The organism is Ruegeria sp. B10 (genome assembly GCF_056539825.1).
On sequence record NZ_JBQFVP010000005.1, the window covers coordinates 191,979 to 215,192 of the forward strand.

A 23,214-nucleotide genomic window follows, 5' to 3' on the forward strand; every position below is an offset into this window, starting at 1 on the left:
CGAGGCCCCTTTTTCCTTGAACATTTTAGGTCACACACAGCTTGGCTACATTTGAGGCAAACAATCAACCGCTATTGAAAACAGATGCCAAAAGGGTTGAACTCCCTCCAGATTCTTCACCCCAGACGCGATTCCTTGCCAGAGCCACCGTGCGTATTCTCATTTTTGCTTTTCTTCTATCCTCCGCCGCTACTGCCTTTGCCGCGCTCTCTCTGATTTCAACCGATTGGCTTTTGCTAACTGCCCCTTGTTCCATGGCGAGTGCGCTTTTGATCCTGGCAAGGTGGCTTAAACACAAGCCACGCAGCTGGGCCGTTGTCGACGGATCGAATGTCATGCACTGGAAGGATGGCGAACCTCGCATAGAAACGGTGCGAGAAGTAGTCGAGAAACTGACCCGCGCGGGTCTAACGCCCGGCGTAGTCTTCGACGCCAATGTGGGCTACAAGATCAAGGGCCGCTACTTGCACCACAACGCCCTTGCCGATCTGCTAAACCTGCCCGAGGATCACGTCATGGTGGCCCCCAGCGGCACGCCCGCCGACCCCCTGGTGTTGCAAGTTGCTAAAGATTATGGGGCAATCGTCGTATCAAACGACCGCTTCCGCGACTGGGCCGAGGAGTTTGGCGCGGTTTTGCAACCGGAATACTCCGTGCGTGGCGGGTACAGGGATGGGGCGCTTTGGCTGTCTTTGTAGGATGTCAATCGCCGACATTTGGGCAATCCACCCACAAGACCTCGGGTCCCTCTTCCCCCGACCCACATCACCTGCCATAATGGGGGAAACTCAAAAACAAGAGCAGCACCGATGCCCGACGATCTGTTGACGCCCAGCGCGACCGCCACCTACGACGCCTCCTCTATCGAGGTGCTTGAAGGGTTGGAGCCGGTCCGAAAACGCCCTGGTATGTATATCGGCGGCACGGATGAGCGCGCTTTGCACCATATGGTCGCCGAGATCCTCGACAACTCGATGGACGAGGCGGTCGCTGGTCACGCCAACCGGATCGAGGTCGAGCTGCACGCAGACTACGCCCTGACGGTGCGCGACAACGGGCGTGGCATTCCGATCGACCCGCACCCCAAATTTCCAGATAAATCCGCGCTTGAGGTCATCCTATGCACCCTGCACGCCGGTGGTAAATTCTCGGGCAAAGCCTATCAGACCTCGGGCGGTCTGCACGGTGTTGGCGCGTCGGTCGTGAACGCGCTGTCTGATTCGATGGTCGTACAGGTGGCGCGGGACAAAACGCTGTTTGAACAACGCTTCTCGCGCGGCATTCCTCTGGGTCCGGTCGAAAAGGTCGGTGCGGCCCCGAACCGGCGCGGCACGACCGTGACCTTCCACGCAGATGCCGAGATCTTCGGCCATCACAAGTTCAAACCGGCGCGGCTGTTCAAATCCATCCGCTCCAAGGCCTACCTGTTCTCGGGCGTCGAAATCCGCTGGAAATCTGCCATTGATGACGGTGAAACACCAACCGAGGCCACGTTCCACTTCCCCGGCGGCCTGTCGGACTATCTGAAGGAGACGATGAACGGCTCCTCCACCTATGCCGAGCAGCCCTTCGCGGGCACCGTGGACTTCAACGAGAAATTCGGAACGCCGGGCAAGGTCGAATGGGCGATCAACTGGACGCCCTCACGCGACGGCTTCATCCAGTCCTACTGTAACACTGTCCCCACGCCCGAGGGCGGCACCCATGTGGCCGGATTCTGGGCGGCGGTTCTCAAGGGGATCAAGGCCTATGGCGAGCTGATCAACAACAAAAAAGCCAGTCAAATCACCCGTGACGACCTGATCACCGGCGGCTGCGCGCTGGTGTCGTGCTTTATCAGCGAGCCCGAGTTTGTCGGCCAGACCAAAGACCGCCTTGCCACGGTCGAGGCGCAACGACTGGTCGAAAACTCGGTTCGCGACCATTTCGACAATTGGCTGGCCGCCGACACGAAATCCGCCGGCGCGATTCTCGACTTCCTCATCCTGCGGGCTGAGGAACGCCTGCGCCGACGGGCCGAGAAGGAAACACAACGCAAATCCGCCACTAAGAAACTTCGTCTTCCCGGCAAGCTGGTGGATTGCTCAAGTTCAACACGTGATGGCACCGAGTTATTCATCGTCGAGGGCGACTCGGCGGGCGGTTCTGCGAAAATGGGCCGCGACCGCAAAACACAGGCCTTGCTGCCTCTGCGCGGCAAAATCCTGAACGTGCTGGGCGCGGCCAGTTCGAAACTGGGTACCAATGCTGAGATCAACGACCTGACCCAAGCGCTGGGTGTGGGGCTTGGCACCAAGTTCAACGTCGACGACCTGCGCTATGACAAGATCATCATCATGACCGACGCGGATGTGGACGGCGCGCATATCGCCTCGCTGCTGATGACGTTCTTCTTCACCCAGATGCGGCCCATGATCGACGCGGGCCACCTGTACCTGGCCTGCCCGCCGCTCTACCGGCTGACGCAAGGCGCCAAGCGCGTCTACTGCCTCGACGAGGCCGAGCGGGATGAATGGCTGGAGAAAGGTCTGGGTGGCAAAGGCAAGATCGACGTCTCGCGCTTCAAGGGTCTGGGTGAAATGGACGCCAAGGACCTGAAAGAGACCACGATGGACCCGGCATCCCGCAAACTGATCCGCGTCACGATTGATGAGGACGAACCCGGCGAAACCGGCGACCTGGTCGAGCGCCTGATGGGCAAAAAACCCGAACTGCGGTTCCAGTACATTCAGGAGAACGCGCGCTTTGTCGCGGAGTTGGATGTTTGAGAATTTGATTTAATGGCAGTTTTTGATCTTTATTCCAAGCGGAGAAGACGAGCGCTTGGCGAGGTTCCGGACGTATTTACATACGATGAGATCCCTGAGCAGCTACGCGTTCAAGTGCTCTATCTGTGGGTTAGCGCAATCGGAACCCAAAGAGATTACAATGAACGGTATGGGGTTGGAAACACCAAAGGCGCTTTTCGTCTAATCGTTCAGACCCTTCGGAAAGAATATGGAAAACTAGAACTGGTTAGACAGTACCAGGAGAACTTCAGAGAAGAGTTGAGGGCATTCTTCTTAAGTTCCGCGGATGCCGATCAAGCAATTGACGTAATTGAATTGAGTCTTCGTGTGATTGACAAGATTTGCCGTGATTGGAGTAATGATCACGCATCTGCGGCCGACGATGCGATAGAGGAGTTGAATGAACGATTTTCTGAACACGGGATTGGATACAGTTTCGACGACGGGCAAATCATTCGCAAAGATACAGAGTTTACTCACAAAGAAATCGTGAAACCTGTGTTGCGCTTCTTACCTTAGCCAGAATACTCCGGTGCACAGCAAGAGTTTCTCAGCGCCTTTGACCATCAAAGACAAGGCAGAAAAAAGAATCCTTAAACGATTGCCTCAAGTCTTTTGAAAGCACTATGAAGGTCATTTTCGTGAAGCACAGTTGGGCATTTGCCAAGAACGATACCGCTAAAGCACTGATAAAAATCATGTTTGATCAAGGTTTTGTTTCAAACTTTTGGCAGAACCAGTTCAATACACTTCGATCTTTGTTGGAGAGTAGCGTACCAACTGGACGGAACAAACAAAGTGGTCATGGGCAAGGTAGTACACCGACAGCCGTCTCGGACGAGGTGGTCAAATTTATGCTGAACATGACTGCGTCTTGCATTCTGTTTTTGGCATCCTCAGAGAAATCTCTGCCATAAATGCCTCCCTTTCGCGCTTTACTGCAACCATCGCGCCCGGCCCGAGGGTGGGTGCGGAACGCGCCCGCCCATGGGGGCGGGTCGGGCGCGTGCTTGATGCTTTGCATCAAGCATTGGTTGGACAGCATGGGACATATCCACAAGCGGCCTACAAACACTCCCCTTGCCTAACCCGTTGATCCCGTTCACACTTACCCTAAACCCGTCATCCAAGAGCGACCTTTGAGGTTCCGAGCGTCCAAGACCCAATTTAGCCACGAACAATTTTCCGAACGGGAGGACGACATGAAAACACTAACCCTCGGGCTGGCCCTGACCCTGCTGGCCTCAACCGCCGCCGCGCAGCAAACGCTTAGCCTTGCATCGCCCATACCGGACGGGGCCGAGAGCCGGTTCTGCTACTACGAAGGCCTGGCCTATTCCGAAGACGCCTTTGTCCTGCTGGTCGGCGACAACACCGTCACCGACACGATATCCACCGTGCAGGAGCGCCTGTTACGATGCCACCGCGACAGCGACGGCACCTTGAAATGGCGGCCGCAGAGTACATTCTCGACCAACAACTAACGAACCTGCGGCCCTACCCAAGCTTTTGGTCCAGCCAGTTTGCGATCTGCGCGGCTGGCCCCTCCCATCCCGGTTCCATGAACAGGAAATGTGCGTGGTTTTCGGCGGGCATGAAAGTCGCACGGTCTCCGTAGAGGTTCGCCAACGCGCGGCAGGTATTGGGGTTCACGGCTCGGTCCTCGGTACCAGAGACGATCAGCACGGGGCAGTCGACCTTATCGATGTCCACTTTCATCGCGTGATAGTCGTCGAACATCCAGAAGAACATCTCGAACATCACGCGCCCGCTTTCCGGGCCAAGCCGATCGAAGACCGCGTGTTGTTGCGCCTCGGGCAGCTTATTCAGCGCGAACGGAGCCATGAGATCGAAATCAACCCGCATCGGCTGCTTCCAGAAGGCCCCACCCTCCATCAACGCACGTGGAACGGCGCGTTCGTCGTCGGTCTCGGGCAGAGTGCCCCAGGCCGCGTTAGGGTTAATCAGAACAATGGCGCTGGCCAGGCCGCGCGCGGCGACCTGTTGCGCCACGACCCCCGCAATGGCATGGCCCAGTAGCACGGGTTTGCTGTCGAGCCCTTCAACCAACGCAGCTATATCATCCGCATAGTCCATGATGCTGGTGTCGGTCAGGCCCGGATCAGGCTCGGCATTGGGGTCCGCATCATGATACCGCAACGCCGGGGTGTGGACCGTCCAACCGCGGTCACGGAAGAAACCGGCGTAACCTTCCATACACCAAGGGCCGGCGAACGCGCCGTGGATCAAGACAATATGCTTCGTCATCAAAACCTCCCAGCTTAATTCTGCCCAGTATGATCATCCTGAAAGACGAAACAACAGCGCGTGATCGCTGTTGCGTGAGGGGGCGGACCACTTAAACTTGTTTCATGACATTTGTGACCGAAAACCAATTGCCTCTGCTGATCCTGTTCTTCCTGATCGGATCGGTCGGAACGGGCTTTCTGTTTCGCAAACCGGCTGGGCACAGGGCGTGGAAGCTGGCCGATCTGGTTTGGGTCGTCCTCGGCGGGATCGGTGCGCTGGTGGCCGTTCTGGCAGGGCTCTATACATCCGACAGCTCGCGGCTGGATCGGCAGATTGATGTAGCATACGCGGCGTCCTCGGCTTTTGACCGTGATGCCGCGCGGTTCCGGTTGCGGTTTTGCGACCCGGCCTATGATCCCGACACCGGTGTCTTGTGCGAAAAGGTCGAGTTTCTGTCGGCCTCAACCGCCAGCAATACCGACCTGCCCCTATTCATCGCCGTCACGAATGAGGTCGCCCCCCTGCAGGGTTTGCACTTCCTGTTCGGACGACAAGACAAGGACGAGATGGAGGAGATGGCCGCCAAGGCCAACGCCTTCGATATTGAACAGTTTCTGGTCTTCACATCGCTGGATGAAGAAACCCAAACCGCCATCGACAATATGCGCCGCAAGGTCCCCGCAATTGCTGGGGACTATCTGATCCTTGCCCAAAGCTACGATGAACTGATCGAGCAGGTCAGCAAGCTGAAAGATGAATGGGAGTATCTGCAGGCCAACGCGCATATCCTTGTTCTGCAGATCGTGGCGCTGTGTCTTGTCAGCTTTGCCGCGCCCTTCCGATTGGGGAAATCCATTGTCGAGCTGCGCACGACGCTGCATCCCGACGCGCCGCAGGAGGCGACCGAAACAGCGCCTGACAGTCCAAACAAGGCGCAGGCGGACAGCTAGTTCAGGCGTTGCAAAGCGCCGAAACCCACTGGTCTCGGCCACAAAACTCCCTATATCTCGGGGCCGAGGCAGATGATAAGGACCACGCCATGCCAACCCGCCGCATATTGCGCCTGACCGGCTCGGATACCGAGAGCTTTTTGCAGGACCTGATCACCAATGACATCAGCGGGCTGGATGCAGGGCTGGTCTATTCCGCCCTATTGACGCCGCAGGGTAAATACCTGGCCGATTTCTTCCTGAAACGCGACGGCGACGCCGTGTTGTTGGACGTGGCCGAGTCGCTGGCGGATGGCCTGATCAAACGGCTGAGCATGTACAAGCTGCGCGCGGATGTGGCGATCGAGGTCTCGGATCTGAACCTGCATCGTGGCACAGGGCCTGCGCCAGAGGGCGCATTGCCTGACCCGCGTCATCCTGACTTGGGCTGGCGGGCTTATGAGGCCTCATCGGAAACGGACGACGGCACGGATTGGGACGCAATTCGCGTGCGCCATTGCATCCCTGAAACCGGCATCGAATTGCACCCCGACAGCTATATCCTCGAATCCCGGTTCGAACCGCTGCGAGGCGTCGACTTCAAAAAGGGCTGCTATGTTGGTCAGGAAGTGACCGCGCGCATGAAACACAAGACCGAACTGCGCAAAGGTCTGTGTCGCGTCGCCATCGACGGGGCCGCCCCTGTAGGCAGCGCGATTGAGGCCAACGGCAAGCCGGTGGGCACCTTGTTCACGCAATCGGGCGGCCACGCCATCGCCTATCTGCGCTTTGATCGGGCAACCGGTGACATGCAGGCCGACGCTGCCACGATCCGTCTGACTGACTGATACTTGTTGCCCAATCGGCACGTGACCAAAGAGGTCTCAACGCTGACCCTTTGAACCCAGGTCCCTGCCCTGCCACAGTGCGGCTATTCGAATGAACCGGATACCCGCATGCTCAGACTTTATTCCGCAATTTGGCGCGCAAGCGCCGGGCGTCAGATTCTACTTATTCTGCTCTCCGTGGCCGTGGCCGCTCTGGCCGCTGTCCCGCTGGAGTTTCAACGCGCAATCGTCAACCATCTGACCTCGCTCGATGTCGGGGCAGAACGCCTGGTCTATCTGGGGCTTGGCATGATGGGGGTGATCTTGTTGAGCCTCGCGTTGAAATGGGTTCTGGGCTACCGCGCCGGTACTTTGGGCGAGGACATGATCCGCTTGATCCGCCAACGCCTGCTTTGGCGGTCCTCAGACATCAACGAAACCGGCGAGAGCGTGCGCAAGGGCACCATGACCACCGCAATCTCGGCCGAGGCTGAGGAGTTGGGCAAATTCGCAGGCGGCGCCTTCTCGGACCCGGTGGTCCAGATCGGCACGTTGATCAGTGTCATCGGCTATATCTCATCCACGCAGCCGGGGCTGGGCCTGATCGCCTTTTCGATGATCGTGCCGCAGATCATCATCGTTCTGGTCTCGCAGCGCAAAGTGAATGTCTTCGTGGCCGAACGCGTCCGCATCCTGCGCAGTGCGACCGATCAGCTGACAACCGAGGATCTTGACGCGGTCGAGCAAGATATCAATGCCCTGTTCGACGACATCTATGAAACCCGCAAACGAATGTTCCTGTGGAAGCTCTCAGCCAAGTTCTTGCTGAGCGTGATCAACGGCGCGGGAACGGTCGGCATTTTGATGCTAGGCGGCTGGCTGGTGCTTGAAGGGAAAACCGATGTGGGGACCGTTGTGGCCGCCACCAGTGGCCTCGGCCGTATTCAGGGACCCACGGCCTTCTTGATCGCCTTTTACCGGCAAGTCAGCGCCAACCGGATCAAGTATGAGTTGATGCTAGAGCTGTTTGGCCCTGATCCGACACGCTATCGCCACCGCGCATGAAGAGACCGCGCAGCGGCAGGCTGGCGCGGTCTCTTCGGAGTACAAATGTGCGGCTATCAGGCGCGCTCGGAATATTCCATGGTTTCGGTGTTCACCACAATCATCTCGTCCTGACCGATGAACGGAGGCACCATGACCTTGACGCCATTGTCCAGAACAGCCGGCTTGAACGAGTTCGCAGCGGTCTGGCCTTTGACAACCGGCTCAGTCTCGACGATCTGGCACGTGACCTTTTGGGGCAGCGTGGCGTTCAGCGCCTCAGATTCGTAGAACTCGACCACGATGGTCATGCCGTCCTGCAGAAAGGGGCGACGCTCGCCCAGCAGGTCGGCAGGCAGTTCGATCTGCTCATAGGTCTCGGCATCCATGAAGACCAGCATGCCGTCGGATTCGTACAGGAACTGCTGATCCTTCTGCTCCAGCCGCACACGTTCGACCTTGTCCGCAGACCGGAACCGTTCATTCAGCTTCGAGCCGTTGCGCAGGTTGCGCAGTTCGACCTGCGCAAAAGCACCGCCTTTACCGGGCTTTACGTGATCTACTTTTACAGCCGCCCACAGCCCGTCATTATGCTCAAGCACGTTGCCGGGGCGAATTTCGTTCCCATTGATCTTGGGCATGACATAATTCCTTCACAAACGGTTGATGCGTCAGTTGTCGTCCCTATATCTGGCAGGACCATCCCTGACAAGACAACGACACCTAGTGCTGCACATGCAGCAAGCCATGCAAATGACGCAACGCAACTATGCATTTTAGCTGTATCCGAATCGGAGCTAATAGGTCATAAGGACCGTCACGCCGAAAATGCAAGAGCAAGAACAACAAGGAAGACGAGATGAGAGATTTCGTTGACGGCACTGCCTTTAACAATGAGCAAGGCAATCGTGCGCGTAAACTTTTCGCGGCTGTTGTGCTGGCCGCACTGGATGATGCCATCGCCGATGATAAGAAATACGGCAACGGCCCCGAACAAATCGCCCGCTGGGCCCGCTCGCGCGATGGTCGCGAGGTGCTGTCCTGCGCGGGTATTGACCCGAATGAGCGGGTTGTCAGCGGACTGATGGACTTCGTTGGCCGTGGTGTGCGGACTTCCGTCGCCCTGTCACGCGAAGAAAGCGAGCGTCGCAACGCCGCCCAACAAGCCGAAGCCGCCTGATCCAAGGCGATTTCACTACGAAAAAGCGCGCCTCCAGACTTTGGGGCGCGTTTTTCTTTGGCTCTGCCTAGAAGAACAGAACCCATTGCCGTGCGACCCAGATCTCGGCCGCCAGCAGCAGCGCGAAGAAGAGCTTTGCGGACAACGAAAGCCCCCTGCTCCAAAGCACAACATAAGAGCCGACGCACAGCGCGATTGACACCGGCATAACCCAAATCGAGTGATGCGACGTGTCCCAATAGCTGACCGGGCTGTGAAAGACCCAATCGCTCAGTGGCCAGAAGTGAGGGCGCCCGTCCCCCGCATGCAGCCCGAAATCCATCATTATATGCAATAGCCCTGCCGATGCCGCGACCGTTAGGACTCGCCACCCCCGCCAAAGCCCCAGCGCCAGTGCCAGCCCCCACAGGATGAACGAGTTATCGATGGCGAAAACCGTCTGCCATTGCGGTGAAAAATACAGTTCGTCGAACACCACATGTGGCGGGATGTTGAGAATATGCAAAGACACCCCCGCCATCAGGTACAGCGACAGGTCCGGCAACAGCGACCCCAGCACAGCCGCCCAAAGGATGCGCCCGCGTGCAGGCCGCGCAAAGGCGGCTGCGCCGATCAAAAGATGCGCGGGTGTGTTCATCTGGGGCTTTCCCTTTGGCGTCAAATCAGGTCATTTGCCCCCAACGTATAGGAGACGCCCATGGTTCGCGCCATCATGATTCAAGGCACCGGCAGCAATGTCGGCAAATCGGTTCTGGTTGCCGGGCTTGCGCGGGCGTTCACGCGGCGCGGTTTGAAGGTCGCCCCGTTCAAGCCCCAGAACATGTCGAACAACGCGGCTGTGACAGAAAACGGAGGCGAAATTGGACGCGCACAGGCCCTGCAAGCGCGCGCAGCCAAACGCCGGACCCATACGGATATGAACCCGATCCTGCTCAAGCCCGAAACGGACACCGGCGCGCAGATCATCGTGCATGGCCAGCGTGCCGGAACCATGAAGGCGGGCGACTATCGCAAGGACAAATCCAAACTGCTGGGGGCCGCGCTGGAAAGCTTTGACCGGCTGTGCGGCGACGCTGATCTGGTCCTGATCGAGGGCGCGGGTAGCCCGGCTGAGACCAACCTGCGCAAAGGTGATATCGCCAATATGGGTTTCGCCTGCGCCGCCGGGGTTCCAGTAGTGCTGGTTGGCGATATCCACCGGGGCGGTGTGATTGCGCAAATCGTGGGCACTCAGGCCGTTCTGGACGAGGTCGATCTGGCGATGATCCGTGGCTTTGCCGTCAACCGCTTCAAAGGCGATGTATCTCTGTTTGATGAAGGGCGCGATGATATCGCCTCACGGACCGGCTGGCCTTGCCTGGGTGTTGTGCCATGGTTCCACGATGCCTGGAAGCTACCCGCCGAAGATATGATGGACATCCGCTCTCATACCGGCGGGGCGTGCAAGGTTGTGGTGCCTCAGCTGGAGCGCATGGCCAATTTCGACGATCTGGACCCTCTGTCGGCTGAGCCCGGCGTCAGTGTCGAGATCATCCCCGCAGGCCGCCCTCTGCCCGGTGATGCCGAGCTGGTGCTGTTGCCCGGCAGCAAATCGACCATCGGTGATCTGACCTATTTCCGGAAGCAGGGCTGGGATATCGACCTTTACGCGCATGTGCGCCGTGGTGGTCACGTTCTGGGCCTGTGTGGCGGATATCAGATGCTGGGAAAGACGATTTCAGACCCCGAAGGCGTCGATGGTCGGCCCGGCTCGGTTGAGGGCCTTGGGTTGCTGGACGTTGACACGGTCATGGCGGGCAAGAAACACGTGACTCTGACCGAGGCCTGCGCCCTGCCAAATCGCGAACCCGTCAGCGGCTACGAGATTCACATGGGCCGCACCGAAGGGCCCGATTGCGCCCGTGCCTGGCTTGAGGTGCAAGGACGCCCTGAAGGAGCAGCCAGTGCCAATGGGCGCATTCTGGGCAGCTATCTGCACGGGATTTTCTCATCCGATGCCTTCCGCGCGCAATACCTATCGCGTTTGGGTGTCAGCTCCGAGACCGCATATGAAGACGGTGTAGAACAGGCGCTGGATGATCTGGCAGACCATCTTGAACAGCATATGGATCTGGATCTGCTGCTGGAGCTTGCTCAGACGCCGCAACGGGCCTGAGCGATTATTCCAGTTCTTTGGCGGTCAGCGCGCGGTGAATCTCGCGCCGGACCATCTTGCGGACATTGCGGGTGATGCGTTCCCCCAACGCGCCCTGAAGCTCGGACCGGACAACCTCGGCGATCATCTCACGCAAGGCCTCCTCCTCGGACGCAGACAACCCGATCTCGTCCTCCATCGTTTCCCCAGGCGCGTCGTCTTCCACTGGGTCTACTTTAGGAGTGTCCCCATGCCGAACAAATGTCGCCGGCTCTTCTTTTGGGGCACCCGCCTCGCCTGAAGTCGCATCCACACCCTCGGTTTCCTCTTCTTCAAAGGTGGGCGCAGGTATCCAATGCAGCGCCTTCGAGGGCGTGCCGGAATACGCGTCGTCGCTGTCTCCGTCCGGCTCCCATTGGTCCTCGGTTCGCGCGATGGCGGCCTCAAGGGCTTCAATCTTGGCACTCAGGCTGCCAGATAGGTTTTCCGACGTGGTCTCGTCGCCGACCTCCTCAGCACCATCGTGATTGGCTGCTTCGCCCGGCTGAACAATATCACAGGCCCGCAGGAGCATCGGCTTTGCCGAATCCTCGGGACTGTATTTGGGTTCCAGTTTCAAGGGTTCGGATTTTGGCGCGTCACCAACGCGCAGCGCGTCCGTCAAGACCAATCGGCCCGGCTTGCGTGGAGCGGTCGCAGTATCGGCATCCGACACTTTGCGACCGTCTTCGCTCACCAGTCGTTTTACCGACGACAGTACATCCTCGATACCTGAGGTCATGACGCTATCCGACATTGTTCTCTACCGCTCTATTCTTGAGACCAAGTGTAGCCAAACACGTCGGGCGTCACAACCAGTAGTATAGATCAGTCCCGCCGCAACGCTTTGAGAACTCGATCCAGATCTTTGCTTTGCTTGCTAACCTGCGCCGGAGCCTTTTTGACCAGATTGTAGTACAGCGTCGGGTCGTAGATCTGCACCGCAAGCCCCAGACGTTCAGCCGTCAGAAGACCTTGCGCCTGCAGCAGCTGGTATGCCGCCAAAGACCGCTCGGTGCGCGAGGCGACCTCGGCCAATTGCGCATCCAGAAGATCTTGCTGAGCGGTCAGCACGTCCAGCGTGGTCCGCGCGCCTAGCGTTGCCTCTTCGCGAATCCCGTCGAACGCCACCTGCGAGGCGCGAACCCGCTCGGTTGAGGCCGTCAGGCTGGCCGTTGCCGTTTGGAACCGGACAAAGGCATCTGTCACACCCTGAGTGATGTTCTTCTGCACATTCAGCAGATTGGCCCGCGACGAATCCCGAGTTGCCATCGCGCGACGTACGTTGGCCGCAAGACGACCGCCTGCGTAGATCGGCTGGTTGAAGTTCAGCGAAACCGTGGCGTCGTTGATGTAGTCATCATTGTCATATCGCTGCGTCACACCCGCATCTGCGTTCAGGCTGACATTGGGCCCAAGGTTGGCACGTTGCTGCTGCACGATCAAATCCAGCGCCCGCACCTGGTGCTGAGCCGATAGAATCGCCGGGTGATTGCGTTGCGCGAGGCTGATTGCCTCGGATTGCGAGCGTGGGAGGTTCGGAAGCCCCGGCTGCCCAGCCGTACGCCCCGGCAGTTTGCCGACCGCATTAACATACTCGGCCTGAGCGGTGCTGAGATCCCCTCTGGCATCCGCAAGATCCGCGCGCGAACTGGCCAGCTGCGCCTCGGAAAGGGCCACGTCGGTACGCGTGACTTCACCCACTTCGAAGCGGTCGTTCGAGGCCCGAAGTTCCTCGCTCGACAGATCGACGTTGTTTTGCCGAATCTGAACCGTTTCCTCTTGCAGCAGGACGCTCAGATACGCGGTTGCGGCCCGGAAAAGAACTTGCTGTTCGATATCAATCAACGACTGGCGCGTAGACAGAACCGTTTCTTGTGCGGACTGCTTGCCCAGCACCGAAGCCCCGCCATCATACAGAAGCTGGCTGAGCGTCAGGCCCGAGAAAAAGCGCGACGGGTCGGTGCTTGTTCTAACGGAGTCAGTTCTTGTTCTGGTGTAATCTTGACTGACCTGAACCGTCCAGTTGATGATCGGGCGCAGCGCGGAAAGCGCAATTGCCACGTCTTCATCCGCCGCCCGCAACAGGGCTCGGTTCTGTTCCAGCAGACCGCTGGTGTTATACGCTCCGATGAACGCATCTGTCAGATTGTCAGCCCAGACGGCCCGTCCAGGAACAGTACTCAGGGCAATGGCCGCAGTCACTGCAAGCGCTTTGACCAGCTTTCCCGCTGTCTTTCCACGCATACCAAATCCTCTCAAATCGAAATTACGCTGCCTCTCCGGCAGTTTGCGTCTTTATGTTCAACTAATCAAGGTGGTGGAAACAACAGTCAGCGGACTATAGCGAAAATGCACACTCTTGGGAAAAACCGTCCAAAACCAGCGCACTGGCGTTGAAGGCATCCCGCCAACTGACCACGCCACCGGCCTTGCGACCGATACGGACCGTACCCAGTTGCCCATCCACAAATAGACAGGCGATCCGGCCCTGATCCTTCAATTGGTCCAGCACCGCGTCGGGCACATGTTCGACACCACCTTGTATCATAATCACGTCATAAGGGCCATGCTCGGCAGCCCCTTCTTCAAGAGGACCTACATGGATGACGGCATTATCGACGTTTTCTTCCGTCAGCACGCTTTGCGCCTCAGAGGCAAGATGTTCGTCGGATTCGACTCCAACCACCAGCTGCGCCATTCGAGCGGCGATTGCGGTCGAATACCCGTAGGCCGACGCGATATCGAGGACCATTTCGTCATTCGAGATATTCAGCGCATCCAACATCTTAGCCAGAGTGCGCGGCTCAAGAATACAGCGGTTGTTACCCAGATCTATCAGCTCTTCGACATAGGCCGCTTCGCGCTGTGCCGTTGGCACAAAGCTCTCACGCGGAACGGAAAGCATCGCGTCGATGATTGGAAACTTGGTCACATCCGAGGGTCGTACCTGCGTATCAACCATCGTGCGGCGCCGGGCTGCGAAATCTGACATCTGATCTCTCTTTTCAATCCCTTGGATAAATGGCTTGTGCCACACTCGACCTGTCTCGACAACGGCCCAGATGCCGCAAGCCTGGTTCACGATCCGTTTAGACCGGCCGCCCACAAATATTGATTTGCGGCCCAAAATCGACGGCAATACTCTGGACGCCCCCGATGAAAGCTGCTAAAACGCCCATCACACCACGGCAAGTATTTGATTTTACTTGAAAAGGCGAGTTGGCGGAGTGGTGACGCAGCGGATTGCAAATCCGTGTACACCGGTTCGATTCCGGTACTCGCCTCCAAAGGTGCGGACGCGACAGAAAGCCTTGATAACAAAGGCAAATCGCGTGAGGCAACAGAGCAGTGGGCAACACATCAGACCATGTACACGGATTCTGAGGTGAAGCCTATGCTTATCAACAATGCTCTAACTCAATATAAGACCGAACATCTCGACACAATCAAAACGGGTGCGGAACGCTTCACCCAACTGAGTCGGGTACTGTCTGGGCGCATGTCTGACCACATGTCATCCATCACGACTGCTGATATGTCGGCCATGCTCAGTCGCTGGTCCGGTGCCACAAGGAATCGCTATCGCAGCGCCCTGACCCACTTTTGGAAATACGGGCGGTCGCTGGGTTGGACCGATCTGCACCCGACGCTGATGGGCGGCAAGGAACAGCCGCGCGACAACGTGCTGACCATAGCGCAGCTACGCGCCTTGTATGAGGCCGCGCCGTACCAAGGGCAGGCATGGGCACAATACGGTCGGTTGCTGATCCTGACGGGCCAGAGACATAGCGACCTGATGCGGTTCTGTCCGTCGCGACTGCGGGGTCAGGATATGCACCTGCCGACCTCTAAGAACGGAATGCCCCACATCGTGCCGCTGGGTCCAAAGGGGTTCGTGCTGGGTGGTCTCATGCCCAATCAGTTCGCCACCAAGGCGACAACGGCCCATTTCAAACGCCGCTGGTTTCGGTCGGCTTTCATTCCCCTGTCGTTCCGGCTGCAGGACATCCGACGATCCATGGCCACGCATCTGTGCGAAGCGGGTGAGAATGAAGCCGATGTGGATCGCCTGCTGAACCATGTAGCATCTGCCACGGCCCGTGGTGTTGCGCGCACCTACAACCGCGCACAGCGGCTGTCACAGCGTCGAGAGATAGTCCAGCAATGGGAAGCGATGCTATTCGGCTGAGGGGTACAGGCCGTGTCTAACAACTTGTTAGACACCCAGTGCATTTGGTCTCTTGCAACTTGCAAGACACCCGGTCCGTGTGGTCTCCGACAAGTTGCCGGATACCCTAGCCGATCCGGACCGCACGGGCTGTTTACTGATCGGGATTGCCCCACGCGGCCTGCAACACGGCCAGCGCGTCAGCAGGTGACACGGCAAACCATTCGCTGCCACCCGTGCCGGTGTGCTTAGGTAGCAACCGTTCGGCCTCGGCCTCATAGGCGCGCGCTGCGTCCAGATTGGCCACTTGCCAAGCTGCGACACGATGCAGGCCGGACGGGCTGTCTGTGGACCGACTCAGCCGCTTTGACAGATCGCGGGTATATCCGATCTTGCACAGGTCCGGGTGGTCTTGGCTGGCGTGCAGATAGACCCAGCGGTGCTGGTCGTGATCCAGTGCCGCACCGTCTGCCACATCGGCACACAGGTCCGCTAGGCTGGTGATCACACCGCCGTGGCGTTTGTCCACCAATCCGGCATCCATCGCGGCCCGTAACGCATCGCGCACAGCCGCCGCGCGGCCTTTGGAGAGCGGCAGCAGCGGCGTGCCGTCTGCCCTGTAAGTGATGCTGTCGATCAGTCGTGCCATAGTTCTACCTCTATCCGACCGCTGTCGGGTGCGTAAGTGACCGTTACGGTCGATCCGGACGGCCACGGCACAAACCGGCCCACGATGTCCACAATGGGCCGATCTGGCCACCTGCGATCCGACGCTTACCATTCGGGTCCGCTTGGATCACAAGACCCGTCTCGGTCGCTGTGAGCGTCCACAGGGTGCCGTGGCTGAGGCCAGCAGCGTCAAGGTGCTGACCTTCGATCCAGAGCCGCGTACGGCCTCTGTTGCTGCCTATGCGGCGCGTGATGGTGACGGGGTGCTGGGTCACCGCAGCACCCACGGCATGGGGCCGATAGCGGCTGTGGTGGACTTTTCCAGCCCGCGCGCGTCGTCGGTGTACTGTACCCATATCGCGACCTCACCAGTATCCAGCGCGGCGTGAATCAACGGGTGAAGTTTGACCTCATTCGGTCGATCTGGTTTCGGCTGCCGATTGAGAAACGCCGCATACGTGGCCAGACGACCCACGACGCCACCACCGCCAGTACCTAGACCGACTTTGCCGGGTGTACCGTCGTGGGTGACAAATGCGTAAATGCCGGGTGCGGTCGACGCGTTCACTTCGACCACCACCTTACCGTCAGTGTTTTTGTACATCCGACCGGCGCGTGTGAATCCATGCTCGGTCATACCTTCCCCACCACGTCAAAAGAAACGGTCAGGGTGTCCCGGTCGATCTGGATGTTATCGACGGTGAACACGTAAGCGAGGTTTGCGGTGCTGCTTGTGTCACCCACATATCCGACACAGGTGTAATCGGTGTCCGACTTGTCGATCTGGAACACGACCATCTTGGACTGTTCCAACGCGTCCATCTGAGCCGCAAAGTGCCGGTTGGTATCCGACACGTGCATGTAACGCTGCTTTTTGTAATTGGTGTTGTGGAACACCGGCACGATACCGATGTTCTCAACGTCTACGATCCAAGCGTACGGTTTGCGGGTGAATCTGTGTGATCTGGATTTCATGTCGCACCGCCTTCCACGCGCTGGCTAATCTCGGCCAGAATACCGATGACGGTCGAGCCGATCAGCAGCGACACGCCCGTGCCGATGGCGGCATATGCGAGTTCGGGCGGGGCCATCACGTCAACGTAGATGATGACACCCAGCCCGGTCAGCAGCAGGGCAGCCGTGAAACCGATCACGGCCAATACTTTTCCGATTGTTGTAAACAAGGCTTGTTCCTTTCGTTTCGTGTGAGGTGGTGGGCTTACGACCCACTGATGCTGATGCTGATCCGAGACGGTTCAACGCCCAATTCATCCGCCAGAGCCGCAATGGCCTGATCCAGCGGCGACACATCATTTGGGCTGGCGTGGCTCAATTCCGGTGTCGATCCGGGTATCAGTTCAACACCGGATACCAGCGGCTTGACGCCTTCGACCATGCCGGACCCGGCTGCGTAGCGATTGCTTTTTGGTAATTTGTTCGCGTGAATCCAGACGCCCATACCGGGCTGCAATTCCTGCCCGCGATCCGTCATGGTCTCAGCCATCAGGTTAAAACGAGGCAACAGGTCCGCCGCATCCAGCAACCAGACAGTGCCGGTTGTCTGAGTGTCGACGTTATCGACCATGGCCAGCAGGACCAGATCGACATCGCCTAGTGTATTCCAGCCACCATCGCCATCCGGTGCGAACGCAACCCACATGTCACGGCTGGTGCGCAGGGCTGCGGTCCGTGTCTGACCGTCTTTGGTAAGCAGCAGACGCTGGTTCGGGCCTCGACCAACGCCGGTCTGGCGCTCAACCGAATAACCGGCAGCCTCAGCGGCCTGAACCGCTGCGGCCCGCAGCGCGTTTGTAATTTCTCTCGCTTTAGTCATGGCTAATCCCCTTATTGCCAATTAGTGATGCAAACTAATTGACAACTAATAGGAGATTCGTCAAATACTAATTCAAACTAATTCAACGTGACGTAGGGTCAGACGGTACCAGGTAGCCAACCGCAAGGCTTGACCCGCATGTAAACAAAGATAGAACATACGGCATGGAAAAATGGCCAAGACAGATACCGTACGACCTGCGATGCAAGTTAGAACAACTGTATGAGTACCGGGACGCTCCCAGCATTCAGAGCCAATGGTTGACGATTATCGAATGGCTAGAATGTCACGATGTGACGCCGCCTGATCACAACTTGCCGGCTGAACCTGAACTCAGAGGGCCAGTGGGGCACAGTTAGAAGGCAAAAAATCGCAATTAAATGGCAGGTATTCGTTTGTGGAGCCTGCGCGGCAAACCCATTTAAAGCACAATCAATGATATTGGAGTGCCTAAGATGCCGCGAAGACGCAAAGAAGAACGCCTATAAGGCGGGCTTGCAACCACACAAAAGCACGTTGTGTTTGTCGCTACAAACTCGAGTCTCGGTCGAGGCTATATGGATGTCGCGGAATGCGCTCTCGTCAAATTGACTGAAAACGAGACGTTGCTTACGACCCTGAGTACTTCAAGTCAGAGCGAAGTTCACGTCAATGGCTTGACCAAAGACGACACAAAGGAAGCCACAAAATGATTTGGGCAGCAATCGTCATCCTCGCAGTGGTCGCGTGGAACCAGCACACACAGATCAAACAACTAAAAGACAAGATCGCGTTGCTCGAAAAATGGCGCGACATGAAGATTAATTCAGCAGGGCCTTGGACATAAGAAACCCTAGTGGTTGCGACAGAAACCGCAGTGCGTCTGGATGCAAAGGAAAGTGAGATGTTGAAAGCTATGCTACTCGTCGTGCCTTTGCTCATCTTTGGCGTCGCTTTGGGACTGCCAATGTTCTGGGCCGCGTTGGCCGCCATCGGTATCGCTGCGTTCATCTTGGTGGACAGCGCTAAAGGAGACGATGAATGAACAGACGTGCCTTTCTAGTTGGAGCTACTAGTTTTGCTCTACCAGTGGCAGCCGAGGCCAAGAGCCGGGGGCGCAAGCGCCGAATTGAACGGCGACGTGAATACCTGCGACAGCAACGGCGTCAGCAACAGCGCCAGCAACAACAGCAGCGCTACCAACAACAGCGGCAGCCACAGCGTTCAATCAGATCAGGTGGTGTTGAATTCAAACCGTTCGGTGCCAGCCTTTGGACCGCCACCAAATTGACCGTCGGGACAACAATACTGCTGAATGATGGCCGCTTGTGTCTGGTCAAGTATCACCTTGATGGCGGCTCCGTATGCTGGCCGCTTTGAGCCTAAATTTCCCCTTTGGTATTCTAGAAACCGGGCGAGATTAGGCGCTTAGAACCAATGCATAGGGGGTATCCCGGTCTGCAAGGATACCAGCACGTCAGGCATTTACCTATGTCACTTTCAGCAGCGAAACACTGTCCTCAGCGGCACTTAGGGTGGCAGGTTTTACGTTCGCACTGTTCTGGCTTCAACACATGCAGTTTAAACATGATCAACAAGCTGAGGAAGCGACTTACACGTTCTCAATGTTCGCAAAACGACTCGAGGTAAACCTTGCAACCACAGACTTCTATTTTGACATTACGAGATACTTTCGACCAAGTGTTGAGGAAGCTGGAAGACTAATACGGATACCTACCTATCACGCTGGTAGAAGTATCCCTTTTTGAAGGCGCCCCTCTTTTCACGTTTGTCCTGCACAAGTCGCATGAGTTCTCCGTTGCTCAACCCGTACTGGTCCCCAAGAGCCAAGATCACCTCAATCAAATCGACCAATTCTTCGCGTTTTTGGCCAGTATCTTTTGCAGAAATCAGCTCAGCATGCTCTTCTATCAGTTTGTCGTATAGTGCGTTCGTCAACGCATTTCCTGTCAGTTCCTTTACAACCGGCTCTCGCCCTTCTGCTCTGATCAGGTTTGGAATTCGGTCACGAACAAGTTTGTCGCGACGACGAAAATCTGTCTCGTCAGTATCTCTTTTCGCGCGATTGCAGGCAAAGCAAAGCGCCTGGAGATTCTCGGGATCGTTCACATCAATCAACTTGCCGTGGAGTCGTATTTTGCCATTCTTGTTGGCCTTAGAGCGCGGAACAATGTGGTCAATATCGATAGGTCGGATTTCGGAAGCTATACCGCAGAGCTGGCATCTACCATTGGCGGACTTTAGGACTTCGTAGCGTACTGACGCTCCAGCTTCCGGAGCACGTTCACGTAGTCTCTTTCGTTCAAGCCAACCGGTGATCTTCTCTTCGCAAATGGCAATCGCTTGATCTCGATCCCCCGCATGCTCGGGGTAAGCCAGCAGCCTAAAAACCGAACCCTTGCGTTCGTAATCGATTACTCCGTGCTTGGTCAGAGTGATCTTGGGCCAGCGCATAACTATCCGCTCGTAATATTCCTGCACGCTAAAGTCATGCCCAGCGAGAGCCGTTGCCAGTTCCGCTTTCGTGCAAGCGCCATCCTTTAGCAGCAACTGCTTGATGATGACCGGCTGATAAACGTCCGCCATAGACATCCGGCTGCGCAAGAACTCAAGCAAATCAGGTGTTTTCATATAGTCAACATAGATGCATGCGTCGCGTTATAGCCAATGATTTTCAGCTAGTCAGTGGTAGTGCTCGGCCCAACGCGGGCAAAAAGGGCAGTTCTACTGGCCTAGCTGAGACCGTTTCGAATTCGTCTGACAGTACCTTTGTTGATCTTGATTCAACGTGGGTTGTTGAGTGTAACGCATGAACCCTTCGACCATTTCCCGGCCGTCATGAAGCGACAGATCGACGGGCTTATACTATTTAGAGAGTCGCCAAGAGTAACTAGGTAGGTTGTGAGACCATTGATAGTGTGGCCTCAAATGGCGGTGCGTAGTCTGGAATGGTATGACAGTGGACAAGAGTGATTACATTGAAAGATATGAACATGAAATGCGTCTGCCACCTCTTGAAGAGGTCTTAGAACAACTTGACGCTGGTCAGTTAGAGTATTTCCTTAGTCAAGAAAACCGCGATGGCAAACCGTATATGATTGTCCCGCTGGAGGGGCCGGATGGCCCGACGATGACGGGACTTCACAGGATTATTGCGGCCAGCGCGTTAGGTCACTGGGTGGATCGAAGAGCCGAAGTCGATCATATCAACCATGACCCCAGCGATAACCGAGCCGAAAATCTTGAGATTGTTACACCTTCCGTAAACCGGGAAAGGCGTCGTCAGCGGCTGGATACCTCGAAAGCTGCAAATCCAGACAAAGTACGAAAGCGGGTCAGTCGAAGAAAAGCTAAATTCGAAAACCAACAGGCTAAAACGCAGGCAGCAATCGATATTTATTTGTCCACGAAGAATAGGCAATTCGAGGTGTCGAATCGGTCATTCGACCCTCAAAGGCAGAAGCGAGTGGGGCCAGCATTCACCCCTCGCTCCACGCCGACTTCGGCTAGTCGAGTGGTGCCGGTACCCCGTCCCAGATCGACTGCGGCTAGTCGAGAGACGCTCCCTAGCGGTAATGATCTTGAGGCAAAATTGCGCACCGTGATCACTATTGAGGAATTGAACGGCATACTCAATCGCAGAGACATTGCCCCACACCTTCCCGAGTGGACTCAGGACGAAGTCGAATTGATTGAAAGCCGCAGGCGCTTTCTCGAAAAGAAACGCTATCGTCCTTATTGAAGCGATAATAGTAACATCCAACTGCCATATTGCGGACAATAAGCAACATCTAGGGCGGATTAATGTCAACTTTTTGAGTGGTTTAATGAAGCTAACTCGTCGGTTGTTCAGGTGCGTTACCCAACGCCAACAGCAAAAGAATTGCCAGCAGTGGCGATCCAACCAGACCGATTAAAAACCAAATCAAACCAGACCGGTTGCGCCGTCCTGCCATGGTGATCGGTAAAATGTAGAGCCAGATGATAAAGACACCTAAGAGGATGAAGGATAGTCCACCAATTAAACCTTCCATGACTCAACCTACCTTTCGTTTATTCAGTAACAATATGAAACCAAGTCGCGGCAGCTTCCTGTGACATGCTGCCCTCAACCAGACGCACGACGATCTTGTCCAGAAAATCAATTGAAACAGGCGGCAGATCGTATCCCGACAGTCGAATCATAATCATGGTGATAAGCACAGCCGCACGTTTGTTGCCGTCGTGAAAGCCATGTGCTTTTGCGACACCATGCAAAAGCGCGGCGGCTTTATGATGCAATGTTGGATACACATTCTTGCCACCAAAAGACGCATACGGTCTGGCAATAGCGCTTCGAATGCTGTGTTCACTTTTTATGTACGGCTTGGCATCAGGCACCCGCATCGCTTCACAATAAGCCAGCAGGATGTCGTCATAAGTGACCTGGTAAATCATTACTTGTCGGCCAGCCGATCCAACACGTCTTTCATGTCTTTGGCCGTACGTTTGATCGTCGCTTTAACCTCTTCACGAGACGGTTTTTTCGTCACGCGTTCGGGTTGTGTTTTCTGATCGTTGGTCATGCGCCTAGGATGATCCGTTGCGCACCGGATCGTCAACTGTGTTTAACTGGTAGCATCGATGATTGGTATGACACCAAAATTTTGATCTATTTTAGAAGAGGTTGCCCGAAGCAATTAGAAACGCCAAAAATCCAATAAGCGCAACCAAACACACCGCCTTCCTCGGCGAACGCTGATCGGAGTCCCATTTCCCATTATGAAAACGCCCCTGTACTAAATCTGAGTCCCCACCATCAATGAGGTACAGGTTATGTAAAAGCCAAAACGAAGCGGCGATTACAGTCCAAATCAGACCGAGTACAATAGGCGCTAAGATCACAAGAACCAAAGCACCTCCTAAGATAAAGAAGATGGTTTCTAACATCGCCAACAACCTTAACACAGTCTCTGACCGCGTGTAGTTTTATTCACTAGCCACCCTAGTAATCGTTCAGCATCAAACGCGCGGTGGCCGTGTTGATCAAACAAAGCCGTTGCGTTGACAACTAATATTGTGCAGTCGATTTTGGCAAAGCCTTTGCTGCTCAAACGATTGTCTCGTTTCTTGAGCCTGCGGTTTCCGCTCGCCAGTTCCTCAAACAAGAGATTGTCAACATTCGCTAGCAGCAAGTGGCAGTGACTGTGTCATACCGCTCTGTCGAGTAAACGCGCTTTTTTAGCTGGCGAAGGCAGTACCAAGAACCCAGGTCTGAGGAACGGCCCTGACTCTAGTTTTCGACCATCGCGTGCAACAAGTGGTGCGAGTCGCGCAGGCTTTGAAATCGAGCGCCCACATAGATTGCT

31 protein-coding genes, 1 tRNA gene and 1 pseudogene are annotated in these 23,214 nt (G+C 56.3%); 16 read left to right on the forward strand and 17 right to left on the reverse strand.

The genetic code is table 11. The features are described 5' to 3' along the window. Positions 1-254: 254 nt before the first annotated feature. The 5 genes and pseudogenes from ACR0J4_RS08940 to ACR0J4_RS08960 all read left to right on the forward strand — a co-directional run bounded on the left by ACR0J4_RS08940 (position 255) and on the right by ACR0J4_RS08960 (position 4,273). Positions 255-698: an NYN domain-containing protein gene (locus ACR0J4_RS08940; RefSeq protein WP_480668388.1), complete on the forward strand. Its 444-nt coding sequence runs from the start codon at positions 255-257 to the stop codon at positions 696-698. 111 nt (positions 699-809) lie between these two features. Then, complete coding sequence (gene parE, locus ACR0J4_RS08945; RefSeq protein ID WP_170640924.1) at positions 810-2,768, forward strand: DNA topoisomerase IV subunit B; 1,959 nt, start codon at positions 810-812, stop codon at positions 2,766-2,768. Between the two features lie 12 nt (positions 2,769-2,780). Then, the gene (locus ACR0J4_RS08950) at positions 2,781-3,308 is read left to right on the forward strand and encodes an AbiJ-NTD4 domain-containing protein (RefSeq protein ID WP_170552821.1); all 528 of its coding nucleotides are present in this window, start codon (positions 2,781-2,783) and stop codon (positions 3,306-3,308) included. A 68-nt stretch (positions 3,309-3,376) separates the two neighbouring features. Next, a pseudogene (locus ACR0J4_RS08955) lies at positions 3,377-3,706 on the forward strand (DUF7014 domain-containing protein); the annotation flags it as partial. Positions 3,707-3,991: 285 nt separating this feature from the next. Next, complete coding sequence (locus ACR0J4_RS08960; RefSeq protein ID WP_170639494.1) at positions 3,992-4,273, forward strand: DUF1496 domain-containing protein; 282 nt, start codon at positions 3,992-3,994, stop codon at positions 4,271-4,273. 13 nt (positions 4,274-4,286) lie between these two features. Here ACR0J4_RS08960 and ACR0J4_RS08965 read toward each other — a convergent pair whose 3' ends face one another. Next, positions 4,287-5,057 (reverse strand): alpha/beta fold hydrolase, encoded by a 771-nt coding sequence (locus ACR0J4_RS08965; RefSeq protein WP_170639493.1) that lies wholly within the window; start codon positions 5,055-5,057, stop codon positions 4,287-4,289. A gap of 104 nt (positions 5,058-5,161) precedes the next feature. Between ACR0J4_RS08965 and ACR0J4_RS08970 the strand changes: the two genes are divergently transcribed. The 3 genes from ACR0J4_RS08970 (at position 5,162) to ACR0J4_RS08980 (ending at position 7,860) form a co-directional block, all read left to right on the forward strand. Further along, positions 5,162-5,989 carry a hypothetical protein gene (locus ACR0J4_RS08970; protein WP_480668391.1) on the forward strand — a complete coding sequence of 276 codons (828 nt, stop codon included), beginning with the start codon at positions 5,162-5,164 and terminating at the stop codon, positions 5,987-5,989. Between the two features lie 89 nt (positions 5,990-6,078). Beyond that, positions 6,079-6,816 carry a CAF17-like 4Fe-4S cluster assembly/insertion protein YgfZ gene (gene ygfZ / locus ACR0J4_RS08975; protein ID WP_170640928.1) on the forward strand — a complete coding sequence of 246 codons (738 nt, stop codon included), beginning with the start codon at positions 6,079-6,081 and terminating at the stop codon, positions 6,814-6,816. Between the two features lie 108 nt (positions 6,817-6,924). Further along, positions 6,925-7,860 (forward strand): ABC transporter transmembrane domain-containing protein, encoded by a 936-nt coding sequence (locus tag ACR0J4_RS08980; RefSeq protein WP_170465832.1) that lies wholly within the window; start codon positions 6,925-6,927, stop codon positions 7,858-7,860. A 56-nt stretch (positions 7,861-7,916) separates the two neighbouring features. Here the strand turns inward: ACR0J4_RS08980 and efp are convergent, their stop codons facing one another. Beyond that, on the reverse strand, positions 7,917-8,480 hold the full coding sequence (gene efp / locus ACR0J4_RS08985; protein WP_170459112.1) for an elongation factor P: 564 nt from the start codon (positions 8,478-8,480) through the stop codon (positions 7,917-7,919). A gap of 218 nt (positions 8,481-8,698) precedes the next feature. Between efp and ACR0J4_RS08990 the strand changes: the two genes are divergently transcribed. Next, a complete protein-coding gene (locus tag ACR0J4_RS08990; protein ID WP_108785849.1) occupies positions 8,699-9,019 on the forward strand; it encodes a DUF6280 family protein in 321 nt (106 codons plus the stop codon). A gap of 67 nt (positions 9,020-9,086) precedes the next feature. On the opposite strand, the gene ACR0J4_RS08995 is transcribed toward ACR0J4_RS08990, so the two are convergent. Next, positions 9,087-9,656 carry a cobalamin biosynthesis protein CobQ gene (locus ACR0J4_RS08995; RefSeq protein WP_170640931.1) on the reverse strand — a complete coding sequence of 190 codons (570 nt, stop codon included), beginning with the start codon at positions 9,654-9,656 and terminating at the stop codon, positions 9,087-9,089. 60 nt (positions 9,657-9,716) lie between these two features. Here ACR0J4_RS08995 and ACR0J4_RS09000 point away from each other — a divergent pair, with 60 nt between their 5' ends. Further along, positions 9,717-11,174 carry a cobyric acid synthase gene (locus ACR0J4_RS09000; protein WP_170552805.1) on the forward strand — a complete coding sequence of 486 codons (1,458 nt, stop codon included), beginning with the start codon at positions 9,717-9,719 and terminating at the stop codon, positions 11,172-11,174. A gap of 4 nt (positions 11,175-11,178) precedes the next feature. Here the strand turns inward: ACR0J4_RS09000 and ACR0J4_RS09005 are convergent, their stop codons facing one another. The 3 genes from ACR0J4_RS09005 to ACR0J4_RS09015 form a co-directional block, all read right to left on the reverse strand. After that, positions 11,179-11,934, reverse strand: coding sequence for a hypothetical protein (locus ACR0J4_RS09005; RefSeq protein ID WP_480668394.1), 756 nt, complete (start codon positions 11,932-11,934; stop codon positions 11,179-11,181). A gap of 86 nt (positions 11,935-12,020) precedes the next feature. Beyond that, positions 12,021-13,439, reverse strand: a complete 1,419-nt coding sequence (locus ACR0J4_RS09010; RefSeq protein WP_170465821.1) for a TolC family outer membrane protein — start codon at positions 13,437-13,439, stop codon at positions 12,021-12,023. Between the two features lie 94 nt (positions 13,440-13,533). Continuing rightward, positions 13,534-14,187 (reverse strand): protein-L-isoaspartate O-methyltransferase family protein, encoded by a 654-nt coding sequence (locus ACR0J4_RS09015; protein ID WP_170640935.1) that lies wholly within the window; start codon positions 14,185-14,187, stop codon positions 13,534-13,536. Between the two features lie 221 nt (positions 14,188-14,408). Here ACR0J4_RS09015 and ACR0J4_RS09020 point away from each other — a divergent pair. Both ACR0J4_RS09020 and ACR0J4_RS09025 read left to right on the forward strand, forming a co-directional pair. Then, positions 14,409-14,482, forward strand: a tRNA-Cys gene (locus ACR0J4_RS09020). A gap of 107 nt (positions 14,483-14,589) precedes the next feature. After that, a complete protein-coding gene (locus tag ACR0J4_RS09025) occupies positions 14,590-15,384 on the forward strand; it encodes a site-specific integrase (RefSeq protein WP_170640937.1) in 795 nt (264 codons plus the stop codon). A gap of 133 nt (positions 15,385-15,517) precedes the next feature. Here the strand turns inward: ACR0J4_RS09025 and ACR0J4_RS09030 are convergent, their stop codons facing one another. The 6 genes from ACR0J4_RS09030 to ACR0J4_RS09055 are packed head-to-tail and all read right to left on the reverse strand — an operon-like array spanning position 15,518 to position 17,866. Then, positions 15,518-16,012 (reverse strand): GIY-YIG nuclease family protein, encoded by a 495-nt coding sequence (locus ACR0J4_RS09030; protein ID WP_170640939.1) that lies wholly within the window; start codon positions 16,010-16,012, stop codon positions 15,518-15,520. A 43-nt stretch (positions 16,013-16,055) separates the two neighbouring features. After that, a complete protein-coding gene (locus ACR0J4_RS09035) occupies positions 16,056-16,307 on the reverse strand; it encodes a hypothetical protein (protein ID WP_170640941.1) in 252 nt (83 codons plus the stop codon). Continuing rightward, positions 16,304-16,669: a hypothetical protein gene (locus tag ACR0J4_RS09040; protein WP_170640943.1), complete on the reverse strand. Its 366-nt coding sequence runs from the start codon at positions 16,667-16,669 to the stop codon at positions 16,304-16,306. The genes ACR0J4_RS09035 and ACR0J4_RS09040 overlap by 4 nt, the downstream gene beginning before the upstream one ends. Continuing rightward, complete coding sequence (locus ACR0J4_RS09045) at positions 16,666-17,007, reverse strand: hypothetical protein (RefSeq protein ID WP_170640944.1); 342 nt, start codon at positions 17,005-17,007, stop codon at positions 16,666-16,668. Before ACR0J4_RS09045 ends, ACR0J4_RS09040 begins: the two co-directional genes overlap by 4 nt. Further along, the gene (locus ACR0J4_RS09050) at positions 17,004-17,216 is read right to left on the reverse strand and encodes a hypothetical protein (RefSeq protein ID WP_170640947.1); all 213 of its coding nucleotides are present in this window, start codon (positions 17,214-17,216) and stop codon (positions 17,004-17,006) included. Before ACR0J4_RS09050 ends, ACR0J4_RS09045 begins: the two co-directional genes overlap by 4 nt. Before the next feature lie 35 nt (positions 17,217-17,251). After that, positions 17,252-17,866: a hypothetical protein gene (locus ACR0J4_RS09055; protein WP_170526807.1), complete on the reverse strand. Its 615-nt coding sequence runs from the start codon at positions 17,864-17,866 to the stop codon at positions 17,252-17,254. A gap of 688 nt (positions 17,867-18,554) precedes the next feature. Between ACR0J4_RS09055 and ACR0J4_RS09060 the strand changes: the two genes are divergently transcribed. From ACR0J4_RS09060 to ACR0J4_RS09070, 3 genes are read left to right on the forward strand one after another with little or no spacing between them, the layout of a single operon-like run. Next, positions 18,555-18,692, forward strand: a complete 138-nt coding sequence (locus tag ACR0J4_RS09060) for a hypothetical protein (RefSeq protein WP_170640949.1) — start codon at positions 18,555-18,557, stop codon at positions 18,690-18,692. A 57-nt stretch (positions 18,693-18,749) separates the two neighbouring features. Next, complete coding sequence (locus ACR0J4_RS09065) at positions 18,750-18,890, forward strand: hypothetical protein (RefSeq protein WP_170640951.1); 141 nt, start codon at positions 18,750-18,752, stop codon at positions 18,888-18,890. Beyond that, a complete protein-coding gene (locus tag ACR0J4_RS09070) occupies positions 18,887-19,225 on the forward strand; it encodes a hypothetical protein (RefSeq protein WP_170640953.1) in 339 nt (112 codons plus the stop codon). The genes ACR0J4_RS09065 and ACR0J4_RS09070 overlap by 4 nt, the downstream gene beginning before the upstream one ends. Positions 19,226-19,579: 354 nt before the next feature. On the opposite strand, the gene ACR0J4_RS09075 is transcribed toward ACR0J4_RS09070, so the two are convergent. Next, positions 19,580-20,497, reverse strand: a complete 918-nt coding sequence (locus ACR0J4_RS09075) for an HNH endonuclease (RefSeq protein WP_170640955.1) — start codon at positions 20,495-20,497, stop codon at positions 19,580-19,582. Between the two features lie 322 nt (positions 20,498-20,819). Here ACR0J4_RS09075 and ACR0J4_RS09080 point away from each other — a divergent pair, with 322 nt between their 5' ends. Then, a complete protein-coding gene (locus ACR0J4_RS09080; protein WP_170640957.1) occupies positions 20,820-21,608 on the forward strand; it encodes an HNH endonuclease signature motif containing protein in 789 nt (262 codons plus the stop codon). 91 nt (positions 21,609-21,699) lie between these two features. Here ACR0J4_RS09080 and ACR0J4_RS09085 read toward each other — a convergent pair whose 3' ends face one another. From ACR0J4_RS09085 to ACR0J4_RS09100, 4 genes are all read right to left on the reverse strand, one after another. After that, positions 21,700-21,900 (reverse strand): hypothetical protein, encoded by a 201-nt coding sequence (locus tag ACR0J4_RS09085; RefSeq protein ID WP_170640959.1) that lies wholly within the window; start codon positions 21,898-21,900, stop codon positions 21,700-21,702. A gap of 19 nt (positions 21,901-21,919) precedes the next feature. Next, positions 21,920-22,303: a Fic family protein gene (locus tag ACR0J4_RS09090; RefSeq protein ID WP_170640961.1), complete on the reverse strand. Its 384-nt coding sequence runs from the start codon at positions 22,301-22,303 to the stop codon at positions 21,920-21,922. Next, a complete protein-coding gene (locus ACR0J4_RS09095; protein ID WP_480668399.1) occupies positions 22,303-22,431 on the reverse strand; it encodes a hypothetical protein in 129 nt (42 codons plus the stop codon). The genes ACR0J4_RS09090 and ACR0J4_RS09095 overlap by 1 nt, the downstream gene beginning before the upstream one ends. A 91-nt stretch (positions 22,432-22,522) precedes the next feature. Beyond that, positions 22,523-22,795 (reverse strand): hypothetical protein, encoded by a 273-nt coding sequence (locus ACR0J4_RS09100; RefSeq protein WP_170640963.1) that lies wholly within the window; start codon positions 22,793-22,795, stop codon positions 22,523-22,525. Between the last annotated feature and the right edge of the window lie 419 nt (positions 22,796-23,214).

Coding starts and splice junctions, on each gene's coding strand:
- ACR0J4_RS08940 (WP_480668388.1), top strand. CDS start 255: ATGGCGAGTGCGCTTTTGATCCTGGCAAGGTGGCTTAAACACAAGCCA.
- parE (WP_170640924.1), top strand. CDS start 810: ATGCCCGACGATCTGTTGACGCCCAGCGCGACCGCCACCTACGACGCC.
- ACR0J4_RS08950 (WP_170552821.1), top strand. CDS start 2,781: ATGGCAGTTTTTGATCTTTATTCCAAGCGGAGAAGACGAGCGCTTGGC.
- ACR0J4_RS08960 (WP_170639494.1), top strand. CDS start 3,992: ATGAAAACACTAACCCTCGGGCTGGCCCTGACCCTGCTGGCCTCAACC.
- ACR0J4_RS08965 (WP_170639493.1), bottom strand. CDS start 5,057: ATGACGAAGCATATTGTCTTGATCCACGGCGCGTTCGCCGGCCCTTGG.
- ACR0J4_RS08970 (WP_480668391.1), top strand. CDS start 5,162: ATGACATTTGTGACCGAAAACCAATTGCCTCTGCTGATCCTGTTCTTC.
- ygfZ (WP_170640928.1), top strand. CDS start 6,079: ATGCCAACCCGCCGCATATTGCGCCTGACCGGCTCGGATACCGAGAGC.
- ACR0J4_RS08980 (WP_170465832.1), top strand. CDS start 6,925: ATGCTCAGACTTTATTCCGCAATTTGGCGCGCAAGCGCCGGGCGTCAG.
- efp (WP_170459112.1), bottom strand. CDS start 8,480: ATGCCCAAGATCAATGGGAACGAAATTCGCCCCGGCAACGTGCTTGAG.
- ACR0J4_RS08990 (WP_108785849.1), top strand. CDS start 8,699: ATGAGAGATTTCGTTGACGGCACTGCCTTTAACAATGAGCAAGGCAAT.
- ACR0J4_RS08995 (WP_170640931.1), bottom strand. CDS start 9,656: ATGAACACACCCGCGCATCTTTTGATCGGCGCAGCCGCCTTTGCGCGG.
- ACR0J4_RS09000 (WP_170552805.1), top strand. CDS start 9,717: ATGGTTCGCGCCATCATGATTCAAGGCACCGGCAGCAATGTCGGCAAA.
- ACR0J4_RS09005 (WP_480668394.1), bottom strand. CDS start 11,934: ATGACCTCAGGTATCGAGGATGTACTGTCGTCGGTAAAACGACTGGTG.
- ACR0J4_RS09010 (WP_170465821.1), bottom strand. CDS start 13,439: ATGCGTGGAAAGACAGCGGGAAAGCTGGTCAAAGCGCTTGCAGTGACT.
- ACR0J4_RS09015 (WP_170640935.1), bottom strand. CDS start 14,187: ATGTCAGATTTCGCAGCCCGGCGCCGCACGATGGTTGATACGCAGGTA.
- ACR0J4_RS09025 (WP_170640937.1), top strand. CDS start 14,590: ATGCTTATCAACAATGCTCTAACTCAATATAAGACCGAACATCTCGAC.
- ACR0J4_RS09030 (WP_170640939.1), bottom strand. CDS start 16,012: ATGGCACGACTGATCGACAGCATCACTTACAGGGCAGACGGCACGCCG.
- ACR0J4_RS09040 (WP_170640943.1), bottom strand. CDS start 16,669: ATGACCGAGCATGGATTCACACGCGCCGGTCGGATGTACAAAAACACT.
- ACR0J4_RS09045 (WP_170640944.1), bottom strand. CDS start 17,007: ATGAAATCCAGATCACACAGATTCACCCGCAAACCGTACGCTTGGATC.
- ACR0J4_RS09055 (WP_170526807.1), bottom strand. CDS start 17,866: ATGACTAAAGCGAGAGAAATTACAAACGCGCTGCGGGCCGCAGCGGTT.
- ACR0J4_RS09060 (WP_170640949.1), top strand. CDS start 18,555: ATGATTTGGGCAGCAATCGTCATCCTCGCAGTGGTCGCGTGGAACCAG.
- ACR0J4_RS09065 (WP_170640951.1), top strand. CDS start 18,750: ATGTTGAAAGCTATGCTACTCGTCGTGCCTTTGCTCATCTTTGGCGTC.
- ACR0J4_RS09070 (WP_170640953.1), top strand. CDS start 18,887: ATGAACAGACGTGCCTTTCTAGTTGGAGCTACTAGTTTTGCTCTACCA.
- ACR0J4_RS09075 (WP_170640955.1), bottom strand. CDS start 20,497: ATGAAAACACCTGATTTGCTTGAGTTCTTGCGCAGCCGGATGTCTATG.
- ACR0J4_RS09080 (WP_170640957.1), top strand. CDS start 20,820: ATGACAGTGGACAAGAGTGATTACATTGAAAGATATGAACATGAAATG.
- ACR0J4_RS09085 (WP_170640959.1), bottom strand. CDS start 21,900: ATGGAAGGTTTAATTGGTGGACTATCCTTCATCCTCTTAGGTGTCTTT.
- ACR0J4_RS09090 (WP_170640961.1), bottom strand. CDS start 22,303: ATGATTTACCAGGTCACTTATGACGACATCCTGCTGGCTTATTGTGAA.
- ACR0J4_RS09095 (WP_480668399.1), bottom strand. CDS start 22,431: ATGACCAACGATCAGAAAACACAACCCGAACGCGTGACGAAAAAACCG.
- ACR0J4_RS09100 (WP_170640963.1), bottom strand. CDS start 22,795: ATGTTAGAAACCATCTTCTTTATCTTAGGAGGTGCTTTGGTTCTTGTG.